16 protein-coding genes and 1 pseudogene are annotated in these 15,957 nt (G+C 38.1%); 6 read left to right on the plus strand and 11 right to left on the minus strand.

Annotated features, from left to right (window positions below; genetic code table 11):
* Positions 1-217: 217 nt before the first annotated feature.
* The 4 genes from HMPREF1210_RS09900 to HMPREF1210_RS09915 all read right to left on the minus strand — a co-directional run bounded on the left by HMPREF1210_RS09900 (position 218) and on the right by HMPREF1210_RS09915 (position 3,617).
* Positions 218-1,081 carry a pentapeptide repeat-containing protein gene (locus HMPREF1210_RS09900; RefSeq protein ID WP_016428529.1) on the minus strand — a complete coding sequence of 288 codons (864 nt, stop codon included), beginning with the start codon at positions 1,079-1,081 and terminating at the stop codon, positions 218-220.
* Positions 1,082-1,347: 266 nt separating this feature from the next.
* Positions 1,348-2,082: an amino acid ABC transporter ATP-binding protein gene (locus tag HMPREF1210_RS09905; protein ID WP_016428530.1), complete on the minus strand. Its 735-nt coding sequence runs from the start codon at positions 2,080-2,082 to the stop codon at positions 1,348-1,350.
* 25 nt (positions 2,083-2,107) lie between these two features.
* Positions 2,108-2,809: an amino acid ABC transporter permease gene (locus HMPREF1210_RS09910; RefSeq protein ID WP_016428531.1), complete on the minus strand. Its 702-nt coding sequence runs from the start codon at positions 2,807-2,809 to the stop codon at positions 2,108-2,110.
* Positions 2,796-3,617, minus strand: coding sequence for an amino acid ABC transporter substrate-binding protein (locus tag HMPREF1210_RS09915; protein ID WP_016428532.1), 822 nt, complete (start codon positions 3,615-3,617; stop codon positions 2,796-2,798). The genes HMPREF1210_RS09910 and HMPREF1210_RS09915 overlap by 14 nt, the downstream gene beginning before the upstream one ends.
* 407 nt (positions 3,618-4,024) lie before the next feature.
* Here HMPREF1210_RS09915 and pepF point away from each other — a divergent pair, with 407 nt between their 5' ends.
* Complete coding sequence (gene pepF, locus HMPREF1210_RS09920) at positions 4,025-5,845, plus strand: oligoendopeptidase F (protein WP_016428533.1); 1,821 nt, start codon at positions 4,025-4,027, stop codon at positions 5,843-5,845.
* Between the two features lie 66 nt (positions 5,846-5,911).
* On the opposite strand, the gene HMPREF1210_RS09925 is transcribed toward pepF, so the two are convergent.
* The gene (locus HMPREF1210_RS09925) at positions 5,912-6,847 is read right to left on the minus strand and encodes a DMT family transporter (RefSeq protein WP_016428534.1); all 936 of its coding nucleotides are present in this window, start codon (positions 6,845-6,847) and stop codon (positions 5,912-5,914) included.
* Between the two features lie 183 nt (positions 6,848-7,030).
* Here HMPREF1210_RS09925 and HMPREF1210_RS09930 point away from each other — a divergent pair, with 183 nt between their 5' ends.
* Positions 7,031-7,510, plus strand: a complete 480-nt coding sequence (locus tag HMPREF1210_RS09930; protein WP_016428535.1) for an Lrp/AsnC family transcriptional regulator — start codon at positions 7,031-7,033, stop codon at positions 7,508-7,510.
* Between the two features lie 79 nt (positions 7,511-7,589).
* Here HMPREF1210_RS09930 and HMPREF1210_RS09935 read toward each other — a convergent pair whose 3' ends face one another.
* Together HMPREF1210_RS09935 and HMPREF1210_RS09940 are read right to left on the minus strand one after the other, a co-directional pair.
* The gene (locus HMPREF1210_RS09935; protein ID WP_016428536.1) at positions 7,590-8,216 is read right to left on the minus strand and encodes a hypothetical protein; all 627 of its coding nucleotides are present in this window, start codon (positions 8,214-8,216) and stop codon (positions 7,590-7,592) included.
* A 127-nt stretch (positions 8,217-8,343) separates the two neighbouring features.
* Positions 8,344-8,610 (minus strand): hypothetical protein, encoded by a 267-nt coding sequence (locus HMPREF1210_RS09940; protein ID WP_016428537.1) that lies wholly within the window; start codon positions 8,608-8,610, stop codon positions 8,344-8,346.
* 145 nt (positions 8,611-8,755) lie between these two features.
* Here HMPREF1210_RS09940 and HMPREF1210_RS09945 point away from each other — a divergent pair, with 145 nt between their 5' ends.
* Together HMPREF1210_RS09945 and HMPREF1210_RS09950 are read left to right on the plus strand one after the other, a co-directional pair.
* On the plus strand, positions 8,756-9,190 hold the full coding sequence (locus HMPREF1210_RS09945; protein ID WP_016428538.1) for a GNAT family N-acetyltransferase: 435 nt from the start codon (positions 8,756-8,758) through the stop codon (positions 9,188-9,190).
* A gap of 150 nt (positions 9,191-9,340) precedes the next feature.
* Positions 9,341-10,324, plus strand: coding sequence for an NAD(P)/FAD-dependent oxidoreductase (locus tag HMPREF1210_RS09950; protein ID WP_016428539.1), 984 nt, complete (start codon positions 9,341-9,343; stop codon positions 10,322-10,324).
* Positions 10,325-10,383: 59 nt separating this feature from the next.
* On the opposite strand, the gene HMPREF1210_RS09955 is transcribed toward HMPREF1210_RS09950, so the two are convergent.
* The 3 genes and pseudogenes from HMPREF1210_RS09955 to HMPREF1210_RS09965 all read right to left on the minus strand — a co-directional run bounded on the left by HMPREF1210_RS09955 (position 10,384) and on the right by HMPREF1210_RS09965 (position 11,907).
* Positions 10,384-11,010, minus strand: a complete 627-nt coding sequence (locus tag HMPREF1210_RS09955) for a YitT family protein (RefSeq protein WP_016428540.1) — start codon at positions 11,008-11,010, stop codon at positions 10,384-10,386.
* A gap of 171 nt (positions 11,011-11,181) precedes the next feature.
* Positions 11,182-11,402, minus strand: a pseudogene (locus HMPREF1210_RS17690) (DJ-1/PfpI family protein); the annotation flags it as partial.
* A 22-nt stretch (positions 11,403-11,424) separates the two neighbouring features.
* A complete protein-coding gene (locus HMPREF1210_RS09965) occupies positions 11,425-11,907 on the minus strand; it encodes a membrane protein (protein ID WP_036659896.1) in 483 nt (160 codons plus the stop codon).
* A 284-nt stretch (positions 11,908-12,191) separates the two neighbouring features.
* Here HMPREF1210_RS09965 and HMPREF1210_RS09970 point away from each other — a divergent pair, with 284 nt between their 5' ends.
* On the plus strand, positions 12,192-12,854 hold the full coding sequence (locus HMPREF1210_RS09970) for a GntR family transcriptional regulator (RefSeq protein WP_036659523.1): 663 nt from the start codon (positions 12,192-12,194) through the stop codon (positions 12,852-12,854).
* Between the two features lie 61 nt (positions 12,855-12,915).
* Here the strand turns inward: HMPREF1210_RS09970 and brnQ are convergent, their stop codons facing one another.
* Positions 12,916-14,274 carry a branched-chain amino acid transport system II carrier protein gene (brnQ, locus tag HMPREF1210_RS09975; protein WP_016428544.1) on the minus strand — a complete coding sequence of 453 codons (1,359 nt, stop codon included), beginning with the start codon at positions 14,272-14,274 and terminating at the stop codon, positions 12,916-12,918.
* 655 nt (positions 14,275-14,929) lie between these two features.
* On the opposite strand from brnQ, the gene HMPREF1210_RS09980 reads away from it, so the two are divergent.
* On the plus strand, positions 14,930-15,904 hold the full coding sequence (locus tag HMPREF1210_RS09980; protein WP_016428545.1) for a rhodanese-related sulfurtransferase: 975 nt from the start codon (positions 14,930-14,932) through the stop codon (positions 15,902-15,904).
* Positions 15,905-15,957 lie beyond the last annotated feature (53 nt).

The following is a 15,957-nucleotide window of genomic DNA, read 5'->3' on the forward strand; positions in this document are numbered from 1 at the left end:
GTTACACAACCTTTCCTATCTTTATTAAATAATCTAATGGAGCAAAAATAGCAGATGCAATACTAACTCTCATTCATGATGCAATTAAAAAGACATCCAATTTAATTGTCTAATTGGATGTCTTTTTTCGTTGGGATCAATCTATTGAAGCAAGTTCAGGAATTGTCTTGTCCGTTCTTCTTTTGGATTTGAGAACATGTCTATTGGTTTGCTACGCCTAGTCAGTCCAATGAGATGGGCGTTTCAAGTATGAAGGTAAAATTGTTTCTTTGTCACCTTTAGCAGAGTTAATTTGCATTTGCGTTAGAAACATACTTGTTGAAAGATTCGCACCACTTAAATCTGCATCACGTAAATCAGCACCAATGAAATCGACACCTCTTAAATCCGTATTTTGCAAATCTGCTGCAATTAAATATGCTCCCCTCAAATCAGTCGCTCTTAAATCTTTTCCTTTTAACTTTTTCCCAATCCAATCGATTCCTCTAAAGTCATGTTTTCGCGTATTCTTAGCACCGAAAAACTTTAATATTAATTCATTCCTAATATACTTACTAGATTCTAAAAGTAATTCATTTACAGGCAGTCGATAAGTATTTATATCTAATAATAATAATGCATCAGCATCAAGCCGCGTTAAACTCTCTAATTGAACTAATTGTAAATTCAGTTTAACTGTTAACGTATGTGAAACCTTGTAGGATAATGCCTCTGCAATATACGCAATCATTTCGTACAGTTGCTCCATAATTGGAAATACACGAAACATTTTCTCGCCAACTTCAGGATTTTCTCGCCAGTCTATTCCATTGAAAGTATCTTGAGAAACCTTTTGTCCAGCTCCTAAGCAATCGAATACTGTACACCCCTTAAATCCATTTTCTCTAAGACTACTGTGAATTTGACAACGGTAATCTGACTTTAAATTAGGGCAAGGTATTCCAGATGCTTTATTAATTGCAAAATCACTTGATGCAATAATATTTAGAGCTGTGCAACATAGACCAAAGCAGTTTGTACAATCTGCTTGCAGACTCTCTCTAATTTCTTTAGCCGTTGCTAATCTTTTATCTCCAGACATTTCTCACACCTCGTAATTTTTATATCTTCCACACCAACATTTTACACACACGTAGCTGATTAAAAATAGATTGCATTCTCTTAGTGGTTAGCAAGATTTTCAATGGAATTTTACTATAATTTAACATTATTTTCTTAAAATGAGTAGTCTCTATTTAAAAACGAATTGAAAGATTTTTAACAAAAAGAGCTTGTTCTCTTGTGTAAAAAAAAGACATCCAATTAGACTGTCTAATTGGATGTCTTTTTACGTTGAATCAATCTCTTTTATTGAAGCAAGTTCAGGAATTGTCTTGTCCGTTCTTCTTTTGGATTTGTAAACATGTCGATTGGTTTGCTGCGCTCGATAATTTTACCTTGATCCATAAAGATGACTTCGTCCGCCACGTCGTTGGCAAATCGCATTTCATGCGTTACTACTACCATTGTGATGCCTTCGCCAGCTAAATCTTTCATCACTTGCAATACTTCCCCAACTAACTCGGGATCTAGTGCAGAGGTTGGTTCATCAAACAGCATCACTTTCGGTTCGAGCGCCAGCGCTCTGGCGATACCTACACGTTGCTGTTGACCACCTGAAAGTTGATGGGGATAGAAATCAAGCTTGTCCCCTAGACCCACCTTAATCAATAACTGCTCTGCCTTTTTACGCGCTTCTGCTTTTGACAGTTTCTTCACAGTAACGGGACCTTCCATTACGTTTTGAATGGCTGTCATATGTGGAAACAAGTTATAGTGCTGGAAAACCATCGCTGACTTTCTTCTAAATAGATCAATCGTTCTTTTAGGGACGGATTTCGAGAAATCCGCCGTCTGGTCATCGATTGTAATACTGCCTGAAGTCGGAACTTCCAATATATTTAGACATCGAAGCAATGTCGTCTTGCCTGATCCAGAAGGACCAATAACCACAATAACTTCGCCTTTATTAACTTGCAGGTCGATTCCTTTTAAAACTTCTAGATCGCCAAATTGTTTTTTTAATCCATTTATTGAAATCATCTCTTACTCCTTTCTTCATCCTTTTTTATCTCGATACATAGCGATCGAAGCGATGTTCCAGTCGACCTTGGATAAGCGAAAGGAAGAAACAAATAATCCAATAAAGAATCGCTACTTCTGTATATAACAGTAAAACTTCATAATTTGTTGCCGCAATTTCCTGGGCTCTTCTGAACATTTCCGTTACGAGAATCAGAGATGCCAATGATGTATCTTTTACCAAACTGATGAATGTATTCGACAGTGGTGGAATGGACACACGGGTTGCTTGTGGCAAAATCACGCGCTTCAAAGTTTGAGAGTAAGACATCCCAATCATATGTGCAGCTTCCCACTGACCTTTAGGTATAGAGAGAATGGCCGCACGAATTACTTCTGAAGCATAGGCGCCAACGTTTAAGGAAAATCCGATTACCGCTGCTGGAAATGGATCAATGACAATTCCTACAGAACCCAATCCATAAAATAAAATGAACAACTGTACCAATAATGGCGTACCGCGAATCGCAGACACGTAAAAACGGGCAATCCATTGAAACGGCTTAACGGTCGAGATTCTCCCCAATGCCGTCAGTATGGCTAACGCAAGTCCTAATATAAAGGAGATTAAAGACAATGGAAGAGTATATACAACAGCCCCCTCCAGCAAAGGCAAGAGGGATGATTGCGCGATATCTAGGTATCGCTCCATTTTTTCAGGGTCTACGAAAAAACTATTCCAAGACATTTTCGCCGAACCATTTTTCCGAGATTTCGTCGTACGTGCCGTCTTCAATCATTTCGTTCAAGGCTTTGTTTACAGCTTCCACTAAAGTTTCATTACCTTTGCGGAACATTAATCCACTTTGAGCCACGTCGTCTGCTTCATCTACAATTTGAATTTTTGCATTCGGTTTTTGTTTTTGGAAATCCAAAACGGAAAGTTTATCATTAATCGTTGCATCTACACGTTGAGAGTTCAACAATTCAATTGCTTGGTTAAATCCATCTATGCCTACCAATTCTGCACCATAAGATTTAGCGAGTTCAGCATAGTTACTTGTTAATGACTGCGCTGATTTCAGCCCTTTAAGATCTTCAAAGCTTTTTACTTCTTTGTTATCTGCATGTGTCACTAGTACAGCTGCTGAAGAAATATACGGCTCAGAGAAATCATATTTCGCTAGTCGTTCCTCTTTAATTCCTACTTGGTTAGCTATCATGTCAAAACGTTTAGAATCTAGACCTGCGAACATTGCATCCCACTGTGTTTCCATGAATTTCGGTTCCACGCCTAAACGTGATGCGATTTCTTCAGCAATTTCCACGTCAAATCCAGTTAACTTACCACTTTCATCATGGTATGTGAATGGTGGGTAAGTTCCTTCAGTACCAATTAATAATTCCCCATCTTTTTTCACTTTCGCTAACAAATCGCTTTCAGATGAACTTGTGTTCTTTTCATCTTTAGATGCGTTATCGTCCTTCGAACCGCAAGCTGATAACATAAAGACTACCGTAAGTAGCAGTGCTAATAATGTAGTTAATTTCTTCATTTTTATTAATTCCTCCTAATTCATATAGACTTACTTGGTATTACTAATCTTATAACATCGAATTAATTGCGTCAAAACAAAAATCTCAGTGCATTAAAACGCGAATAATTAAGAATTATCTCATTAATTCTGTCTCTTACTATGATGATGGAAATGAACCATTTCTATCCTGCTTTTATGGTATTTTTTTTGATCATATACACTTGTTATCCCCGTTTACATATTGATGAAACTTAATCTTTTAAAGACATACGGTGAACAGAGCTTAAAAATTTCAGGGTTTAGGAAGTCTATTAATTCCACTTAATTTTTCAAGCAATAAAACTTTATAAAAAGAGTGAATTTTTCAATAAATAAAGATATAATAGTTTTTAGTTCGACATCCGTGATAAAAGGGAGAGATGAAAATGGTTCAAAGTTTACCTGCACGTTCAGATGTCAAAAGAGAAGAAACGTGGAATTTACAAGATTTGTTCACTTCAGAAGAAGCTTATCAAGATGCACTTGTCGCGCTTGAAAAAGAAGTGGATGCTTTCCATCAACAATTCAAAGGTCAGATTAAAGATGCACATTCTGCTGAAGAAGCATTAAAAGGGTATGAAAGCTTATATAAAATGTTTGTACCACTTGGCACCTATGCCGGCCTTGCATACAGTACTGATCAAACAGACAGTGATGCACAAATGCGTTCTGCTCGATTCGGTTCAGTGTCAGCGAGCTTAAGCAGTAAATTATCTTTTGTGGATAGTGAATTACTGGAGTTGCCTGTGGAAGTTTTGGAAGAAGCAATGAAAAACTCAACTGAATTCGGACATTATTTGAAGAAATTGATTCGCAAAAAACCACATCAGCTTCATCCTGAAGTGGAAAAAGTATTGGCTGCTTACTCTTCTTCATTTGACGGTCCTTACGAGTTGTATAATACGACGAAAATGGTCGATTTATCCTTTGAAGATTTTGAAGTGAACGGTAAAAAATATCCGTTAAGCTATGTGCTGTTTGAAGGCGATTGGGAAGCGGAGACAGATACCGATGTTCGCCGTGCTGCATTTAAAGCATTTTCAAATCAACTGAAAAACTACCAGCATACAACAGCAAAAACGTACGATATGAATTTACAAATCGAAAAAACAACGTCTGATTTACGTGGCTATGACAATATTTTTGATTATTTGTTGTTTGGTCAGGAAGTGGATAAGTCATTGTTTGACCGTCAAATCGACTTGATTATGACTGAGCTTGCACCACATATGCGTAAGTATGCGAAATTGCTTCAAGATGTTCACGGATTGGAAGAAATGACTTTTGCGGACTTGAAGATTCCATTGGATCCTTCATATGAACCAAAAATCACGATCGAAGAATCCAAGAAATATATGAACGATGCACTTGCGATACTGGGTGATGACTATTTGGACATGGTCAACCGTTCATTCGATGAACGCTGGATTGACTTTGCACAAAATAAAGGGAAATCTACTGGTGCTTTCTGCTCCAGCCCGTACGGTTTCCATCCTTACATTTTAATTTCATGGTCAAGCCGGATGAATGAAGTATTCGTGTTAGCACATGAACTCGGACATGCAGGTCATTTCTACAATGCCCATAAAAATCAAAATGTCTTTAACTCCCGACCATCCTTATACTTCATTGAAGCACCATCGACGATGAATGAAATGCTGATGGCGAACCATTTGCTGGAAAACTCGGACGATCCGAAGTTCAAGCGATGGGTCATTTCTTCTATCGTGGCACGCACTTACTACCACAACTTCGTGACACATTTACTTGAAGCTGCTTATCAACGTAAAGTCTATGAACGCGTGGATGCAGGTAAAAACGTCAATGCGGGGATTTTGAATGAAATCAAACGAGATGTATTGGAAGAATTCTGGGGAGATGCAGTTGAAATCACGCCAGGAGCTGAATTGACATGGATGCGCCAACCTCATTATTATATGGGCTTGTATCCATACACTTACAGCGCTGGACTGACAATTTCTACACAAGTTTCAAAACGGATTTTAGAAGAAGGCGAACCGGCTGTAGCTCAGTGGTTGGAAGTTCTTCAAGCAGGCGGTACGAAGTCGCCAGTTGAACTTGCTCAAATGGCGGGCGTCGACATTACAACTGAACAACCACTTCGTGACACAATTGCCTACATCGGCGAATTAATTGATGAATTGGTGAAACTGACAAAAGAAATCGAAGCAGTACCAGCTAAATAAATTGAGCATAAAAAACGAACCTTGGTCTATATTTGACCAAGGTTCGTTTGCTTCTCACATTTTCAATTATTTTCTAACGATAGCGACCGGGACACTCTTTTGCCCAAACAGCTGGAATTTCCCTAGGAACGGCTTCGCTTTAAAATATGTAAACAAGATGCAACCCGTGATAACTATCAAACTTCCCATTCCCTGTATCCAAGTCATACGTTCCCCGAGTAAAAGATAAGCAAGAATGGCGGTGAAAATCGGATTAAAATTCAGGAAAATGCCTGACGTCGTTGCACCTATTTTTTGAACGGCTATGTTCCATAACAACATACAGATTACCGTAGAGACGACTCCGGTATAAAGAACTGATTGAATGAAAGGTGTATCCATGTTGCTAATAGCAAAGTCCTTCATATTTATTGGGATTAACATCATTACGCCAAAAACCCCAGAATACAATGTAGCTTTCAAAGGTGTTGTATATTTCATCGCCCACTTGCTGATAACCGAATACAACCCCCAGATACATACCGCAGCCATCATTAATAAGTCGCCATTATTGAAACCTATGGAAAAAAGTACTTCGATATGTCCTTTTGTAAGAACCAACAATACACCCGTGAAAGAAATAAACATAGAACCTATCTGGAATCTGTTAATTTTCTCTTTTAAAAACACAAATGAAAACAAGGCAATGGAAAACATATTAAACGTTGAAATCAATCCTACATTTGTTGCAGACGTGAAATTCAAAGACAGGAATTGAAAAAGGTTAAATAAAACTACTCCTGTTGCCCCCATCAATATGAGTGGCAAGATGGCTTTTCGGGAAAGCACGAGACTCTTCTCTTTCCACCACACAATTGGAATCAGGCAGATAACAGCGATTAACCATCTCAATGTCGTTAATGTCACTGGAGAAGCATGGTCCACTAATGATTTCCCTACAACAAAATTGCCACCCCATAACAAGCTTGTAAACAACAACAATAGATAATAAATATATGGCATATCATCCACCTCCTCTTCCTATTAAATTAATTTTAGCACCTTTATAGTTTTTACCATATATTATTTTGTCATATCCGTTGAATTCAAAATAAACAAAAGAATATACTATAGATACTTAATATTATTCCATTAAACACTTAACCAAGAGGCATTTTTGGAATAAAAAAGAAAGAGGTAAAATCCATGGAATCATTGATTAGTAAAGTACTCGATCCAATCGATATTCAAATTCTCGATATTCTGCAAAGACAAGCGAATATCAGCAACGCAGAGCTCGGTCGGCGTGTCAGTCTGTCCCCCCCTGCTACGCATGCGCGCATAAGAAGGCTGGAAACCGAAGGATATATCAATAGACAAGTCGCCATTCTCGATCAGCAAAAACTCGGTTTCGACCTCTTGTGCTACATCTTTATCAGCACCGATATCCACCAGGCAGAGAAACTTGAAATTTTGGAAAAGAATTTGGAAGCCCTCCCCGCTGTTTTGGAATGTCACTGCCTGACTGGCGAATACGATTATTTATTAAAAGTAGCGAACAGGAACCGCCATGAACTCGAACAATTCATTCGCAAACTGAATAAACTAGGCATCTCACGAATCCAGACCAGTCTTGCCTTACGGGAAATCAAACACTCTACCGTTTTGCCCATCAATAATCTATAAATAACTAAAATTTTCATTTCATATGAAAAAGCGGCAGTTGAAAATCTGCCGCTCGTTGCATAATAAGTATTAATATTATTTATCCAATCTTCGATGATGACAACTGATGCGGAATCAGATGTTTTTTATAGAAGAAAGCTAATGTGTTCATAACGCCAGCCGGAATTTTTTTCGGAAAGAATCGCTTCGTATAAAATTGTAGATATACCGCTTTTAAATCATTCCATTGGGAACAATCTTTTGTTTGCCTGAAACGAGCGACATCAATCAGCTTGATGTCGTTATTTGCTGTAATAATAATATTCCTTAAGTGAATATCTGAAGGATTCAGCCCCTTCTTTAACGCCATTGATAAAGCCCTATCAATCTCATCAATGTGGTCGGAAGTAATGGGAATGCCTTGATTAACACATTTAAAAAGAGTACGTCCTTCTATATAATCCATAACAATATAGTTCTGTCCGGTATCATAAATGCTCGGGAAATACGAAATACCATGCAGTTCTTTATAGATATCCGCCTCTTCTTTTGCAATGTATGTGAATTCCGGAAAAAAGATTTTAATGGCTTTACTGGAAGACTTAATCCGAAAGACAAAAGCACTTCTTCCGGTACCTACGAGTGTCAATGTATTGTCATAACTGAGAAGTCGATTTTTTTTTGCGGAAATGACGACTGAATTTGCAAGTTCTTGATAAGTTTTCATGCTTAGACCCCCCTTTCTATTATAATCAACAAAAAGAGACGTTATAACTAAAAGACCTCACCAAATAATTGGTAAGGTCTCGCTAACAACTTAGTGTTAGTTGCCATCAAAGCCGAGGAAAAATAACCTAATTAAAGTTGCGCCCTTGCTTATTGGCAATGTCATGCGTCAAATCATTTAAGTTCTGTTCATTTTGGTTTGCATTGGATTGATTGTTCAATTCTTTTTCACCTTGAATATCCTGCTGTTGATTATTGCGATTCTGTTCCACACGATTGTCGTGCAATTTTTGATTTTGTATTAACTCTTTTTCGTTTTCTTCTTGCTGTTTCTGCCGTTTTTCAATTTCTATAGGCTCTGGCTCAAATTCAGGAAACTTCTCTTTTTCACTCATGGTAAATGCCTCCTTTAGAATCTTCATCTTATGCTTATTATTCCCTTCAACTTGGAGGTAAAACATACGGCTTGTAAAACATATTTAATGTCCTATATATATTGTCTTACAGAAACGTTTTCATACAAACAACAGGAGGTTCTTCATGGTATATACATATATTGACGGTATTCCCGAAGAAAAGTATTTGATTGGCATTCAACAACTTCATCAACACGTGTTCGAAGGAGCAGAACTCTCTCTAGAGGAATTGCACAACAAGCATAACTTACTTACATGCCTTGTAGTTTCCAATGATGAAGTAATCGGTTTTAAAATGGGATATGAACTCAGCCCCGATATATTTTATAGCTGGCTTGGTGGTGTACACAGTTCTTATCGCGAACAAGGAATTGCTTCCAAACTAATGGCACTCCAACACAAGCTACTTAAGAATGCCGAATACAAAACGGTTCAAACGAAATCCAGAAATAATCGAAAAGAAATGCTGATTCTCAACATTAAACATGGTTTTAATATCATTTCCACGTATACAAGTGCTAAAGGGAAACATAAGATTATTTTGGAGAAAGACTTATAAGAAATTCACTATCCTTATCGTCATTTTACGGATAAACAATTGTAAGATTCGTCTCATCCTTTCGACTGAAATGTGCGTGATAATGCTTATATTACCAACGATAGTGGTAGACTCATGGTAGACACTTAATGGACAAGGGGCTCGATTTATATGAAAGTATATGATGTAACAATAATAGGCGCAGGTCCTGCTGGATTATTTACAGCTTTCTATGGCGGTATGCGTCAAATGTCAGTCAAAATAATTGAAAGTTTACCCAATGTAGGTGGCCAATTAACGGCACTCTATCCGGAAAAATACATATATGATATTGCTGGATTTCCTAAAGTGCGTGCAAAAGATTTAGTAGCCAATTTATCCGAGCAACTATCTATTTTCTCACCCACTATCGTCACAGATCAGTCCGTGGAAGATATGACAAGACTTGAAGATGGTACATGGCAACTGACAACTGAAAAAGAGAAGCACTTATCAAAATCAGTCATTTTCACCACTGGGAATGGCGCGTTTGAACCAAAGCGACTGGAACTCGAAGAAGCAGTTAAATACGAAGGTACGCAACTTCATTATTTTGTAGATGACATGGGCAAATTTGCAGGAAAAGACGTTGTATTATTTGGTGGAGGGGACTCAGCTGTCGATTGGGCACTCATGCTTGAACCCATCGCGAAAACAGTCACTCTCGTACATCGACGTGATTCTTTCCGTGCGCACGAACATAGCTTGGATTTGCTTCATCAATCATCTGTCGTCATCAAAACACCATTTGTAGTGGATCATTTTGAACCAGATGGTGATACGTTTACTCATGTGGCAGTCCGAAAATCGGATGGTGATATTGAATTGCTAAAGGCAGATTATGTCATTGTCAATTATGGATTCCGCTCACATATTGGCAACATGAAAAATTGGGGCATGGAGATGGAACGACATGCAATCAAAGTCAATTCCAGTATGGAAACGACTCTGCCGGGCGTTTACGCAGTCGGGGACAGCAACACGTATGAAGGTAAAGTTAAACTTATTGCCTGTGGATTCGGCGAAGCACCTATTGCCATTAATTCTGCGAAACACTTCGTGGATCCAGAAACAAAGAAACATATGAAGCATTCAACCGATTTATTTTCGCATTAAGCTAAAAAAAGAGCAGTGAATTCATGAAGAATTCACTGCTCTTTATCTATTTATACACTCTATAGCAAAACAGACTCATTACATAAACGTTCACGCAACTTAGTTACCGGTCGATAGAAGAACTGAATCATTGGACCAATCATAAGAGTCACAAAAATAGTACCCAATCCAATTGGGCCACCGAGAATGAACGCAATCACCAGCACGCCAAGCTCCATCATGGTTTTAGAGACAGCCATGCTTTTGCCAGTCAAAGTTTGAATTGCCATCATCAAAGTATCCATAGGGTTACGTGCAATTTTCGACTGTAAGTAACAGGCAATTCCTACTGCAATCACTGCAATACCGCCAACCAACATGGCAAATCGAATTGGTAGAATCGGTGCCTGATAGTTAGCAAAAACAAATAACAACCAGAAATCAATCAAAAAACCAACCGTTACTACAGGGATTACTGCAGAAATATCAATTCGCTCTCTTAATAGAAGAGCATTGATGAAAATAAGTAATATCCCTACAATAAAGACCCACGCACCGACACTTAGGCCAAAAAGATTATTTAGCCCTACGTACATGGCATCCCAGGCTCCAGCCCCTAAATCAGCCAATATTATTAAACTAATGCCCAAAGACAGAAAGGTTAATCCAATTAAATAAAATATAGCTACAATACTTCGATTTTTCATAAAAACTCCTTTACATTCCGCAAAAATGAATGATTGAATCATCTTATCATGAAATAAACTGTATTCCCAATTTTTCAATTCACAAAAAATAGCCTTTTCACTGTTTCAGTGAAAAAGCTATGACATTATTCAAAATAGAATAGCAGTGCACAAAATCGCATGCAGCCCTATTTATGAACCTAATTTTTCTATTAATTCTTTTACAACCATTTTGGCGTGGATTGTGGATTTTGACCTGTCATCAATTTGCCATCCACCACAGATTTCTCAGACCAATTTTGCCCCGTCTCTACTGTTGCACTGACCCGCTTTCCTTCAACCAATGGTGCGCCATTTGAAAGCGTTGCACCTACTAATCCAGCTGGACCATGACAAACTGACACTACGTATTTATCCTCTCATCACGAATAGGGATTACATCGTAGGATTATTTTTAAATGGTTTCTTACGTATGAGATTCCAAACAGCCATTCCGTCACTCGGGTTCTCCCCATGCCATATGGGAAATAGTGAAAAGAAAATGAAATAGAAAGAGAAATAAACGAATTGATACAAGAAAATGCCGGGTTCCAGTTCACGCATCAAAATCAAGCCATTCAACAGTAATATAGCGGTCAAATTAAAAAGCGATCCACCCAAGTAGACCAAAATCAGCTGCCATCTACGTCTCTTTTTAGCCAAAGAAATATATTCACACCAACCATCATAAAAGTACAACCGTCGTATATGTAGAGGTCCAATCTTCGTCAAAATTTTTCCCGATCCAATGTGCATATTTACCTTGCCTCCAAAAATGCGCGCGAAAAACATATGACCCATTTGATGAAGAATTGTCACAAGAGGCATCACCAAGAAAAATGAAAAGAAAAATTTCCACATATCATTAAATCCAAACATTATGCCACCCGCTTTCCAGTGTTGAATTGAGGTCAGTGTAAAAGATGCCAAGCATGAATACAAATATTATCCTCCAAATTCCTGTGGTAATAATGTCAGTACTCCTCAACACCTTTAGTCTGGTATTATTTATCATCTATTTTATATTACTGGAATATGATATAAATTAAAATTAATGCTAAATTCAAAGTGCAATATATCACATACAGAGTATTTGTTGTATAATGGAAGAAATCATCCATTTTTATACATATTATTTCTTGATAGGAAAGGTTGTTACCTATATGCCGATACCCACTAATCATGCCAAACCCATTCGCATCTCTGCCAAAGAGAATGCTTTTAACCAGTTGCAGCAATGGATTATTGACGGTACATTACGTCCTGAAGAAAAATTGAACGATACGGAATTGGCTCAAGCATTGGGTGTCAGCCGAACACCTATCCGAGAGTCGTTACAATTGCTTGAAGTTCAAGGTTTCGTTGAAATGTTTCCCGGAAAAGCCACGCAGGTCACAACTGTGAGAAAAGAAGACATTAAAGATCTCCTTCCTCCGTTAGCCGCGTTGCAGGCACTGTCTGCCGAATTAGCCATACCCAACTTAGATAAAAAAACGATTCATAACATGGAAGATACAAATGAACGATTTTCACATGCAATCCAAACAAAAGACTATTTTTCAGCCTTGAAAATTGATGAAGAGTTTCATCAAATTATTGTAGATGCCGCAAACAATCCCTATATCACATCGATGGTTGCTAATTTACAAGCCCATGTACTCAGACAGTTCTTCCATAATTCAATCGTTTTGACGACCCATTCTATTAAGGAGCATGCTACCATCATCGAATTATTAAAAAAACGTGATGCCGCATCCGTCTCCCAAGTGATGCGGGACAACTGGCTACGTGCAATAGAAGAATTTTATACTCGTGAAGAACTATAAAAAAACCCTCAAATCTTGATACTTTAAAAGTATCTGAGATTTGAGGGTTTTTAGGTTAAAATCATTGTGAATAAGCGAGTGAAGCTTTTCTTACGTAAGCGAGAATTCCTGTAATCACCATGACAATGAGCACAGGAATCAGCCAGCCCAGACCTTGTTCATAAAAAGGCAAGTAGTTTTCATAAAACGAAATGACTGGTTTCATCCAATCGAAATACTCCATGTTTAATGAAGTGCATAACGTTTTCAGTCCATCTATGCTGCTCACCATCAATGTAACGACCGTTGCCGAAACATAAACCATGCGCGAATGCTTAAACAACGGTGATGCGAACGTTAAGATAATCAAGACGATTGCCAACGGATACAAGAACATCAACACGGGAATCGAGTACGTAATAATGTTCGATAAGCCGAAATTGGCAATGATAAATGAAAATGTTGAAAAACCGATGATGAATAATTTATAACTCACCTTAGGGAATAGGCTATGGAAATACTCCCCACATGCCGTAATCAGACCGATACTAGTCGTTAAACAGGCAAGAAAAATAATGACAGCCATCATTAGGGTACCAAATGTTCCAAAATAATAAGCGGCTGTATTCGTAAGCACTGGTCCACCAGTATCAAATAAACCAAACATTTCCGTACTCGTCGCTCCTAAATATGCAACACCTACATAAATCATGCCAAGTAAGACAGTAGCTACTGCGCCTGATTTAGCTGTAGCCTTTAAAATTCCACGAGTGGATGTAACACCCATTTTTCGAATAATATCAATGACGATAATCCCGAATACCAGTGATGCTAGCGCATCCATCGTATTATAGCCTTCAGTGAAGCCTTTCATGAATGCACCATTGGCATATGAGTCTTGAGGTGCTTGGATCGAGCCAAGCGGATTAACGATTACCATGACAAGTAAAGTTCCTAGCAGTACTAAAATAGCTGGAGATAATAACTTCCCGATACGATCAACCATTTTCGACGGATTCAGAGATAACCAAAGTGTTATAGCAAAGAAAATGATGGTGAAGACAATTAACCCAATCTGTTCATGACCTGCTCCTAAAAATGGAGCCACACCGATATCATAAGAAACCGCACCAGTTCTAGGAATTGCGAATAACGGTCCTATTGTCAAATACAGCAAGGCAGTGAAAATGACGCCATATACCGGATGGATACGGCTTGCAAGGTCTTGTAAACTGCGACTTCCTGAATAGCCCATTGCGAGTATGCCAAGAAACGGTAAACCAATTCCAGTTAATAAAAATCCAGCTACTGCCAACCATACATTCGTGCCTGCATTTTGACCAAGAGTTGCCGGGAATATTAAGTTTCCTGCACCAAAGAATAAAGCGAACAGCATCAATCCAATGACAGAGTATGCTGATAACGATAATTTTTTATCCATTTTGTTTACCTCCTGCAATTTAAAGATTGTAGTTTATGCAACTCCGATATATTGCATACTGAAACTATCACTGTCAGTAATCCTACTCTCTTTTTAAATGAAATGCAATATATTGCATAAAATATTTAAAATTTTTATATAATTAATGTGAACATCCGCCTAAATAATATATCTGATACTCCAGGAGACAAAATAATTCCTTCTCTGTTGCGCATTTGGCTTGTCCGGACGAGAATGCTTGTTCAGGTAAACAGTTCGGCGAAGCAGGTAGACTGAATGAGGGGTCAGGTTGCACAAAATCTTTAAACGGTCATATAAACAAAAACGTCTGCCTCCAAAAAGAAGGCAGACGTTTTATTATGATTATCCTTGATAAGGGATCCTATTCGAGAAATATGGACGTTATCCTTTAAAGGTTTTTTCGATATCTAGATTAAGTGGAAGGATATCGAGAATTCAGTGATGGATATCTCCATTTCACATGGGCTTATCCAGCATTCGCCATTCCTTTTCTCCATTTCACCCCAACTTATCTAAAATTCACTTTTCCTACACAATTTAACAGTCTGATTTCCCTATTATCACTATTCATTTCATCACTTTTATGCTATATTTATTGATTGAATTACCATAAAATTAAGGTGGTTAAATTAAAATGGAAAACAATGCTTATCAAGTCTTGTTATATTATAAATATGTATTAATAGATGAACCTGAATTATTCGCACAAACTCACTTGGCTGCGTGTAAAGAAATCGGCTTATTGGGTCGTATTCTTGTATCTCATGAAGGAATTAACGGAACCGTTTCTGGAACCATCGAACAGACCCAAGCCTACATGGATATGATGAAGAGTGATGAACGTTTTGCAGATATGATGTGGAAAATTGATGCAGCGGAAGGTCATGCGTTTAAAAAAATGCATGTACGTGCGAAAAATGAAGTGGTACATCTTGGTCTTGGAGAAGATGATATCAACCCGAACGAAATTACTGGTCAATACTTGTCCCCAACAGAATTCTACGAAAAAATGCAACAGGACGATACAATCGTCATCGATGCACGCAATGACTATGAATTCGATCTAGGTCATTTCCGTGGGGCAGTTCGTCCGGAAATTAAAAACTTCCGTGATTTGCCACAATGGATGCGCGAAAACAAAGAACAATTCGAAGGTAAAAAGATTTTGACTTACTGCACAGGCGGAATTCGTTGTGAGAAATTCTCCGGTTGGTTAGTCAAAGAAGGTTACGAAGATGTAGGTCAACTTCACGGTGGAATCCACACTTACGGTAATGACCCAGAAGTGAAAGGTCAGCTTTGGGACGGACAAATGTATGTCTTTGACGAACGCATTGCTGTGCCGATCAACAAAGTCGAGCACGTAATCGTAGGAAAAGATCATTTCGATGGTACACCTTGTGAGCGTTACGTAAACTGTGCTAACCCAGAATGTAATGATAAAATTCTTTGTTCAGAAGAAAACGAGCACTTGTATTTGCGCAGCTGTTCGGATGCTTGCCGCACGAATCCACGCAACCGTTATATCGTGGAGCACACCTTAAGCGAAGAGCAAGTTCAAGCTAGACTTGAAGAAGTTGTACGCGTAAAAAGTAACGTAATAGCATAAACAATGGAATTCATTTCCCGAATTTACAAAGAGAGACGCAATGTGATTTTGTC

Source organism: Paenisporosarcina sp. HGH0030 (assembly GCF_000411295.1).
Lineage (GTDB): Bacteria > Bacillota > Bacilli > Bacillales_A > Planococcaceae > Paenisporosarcina.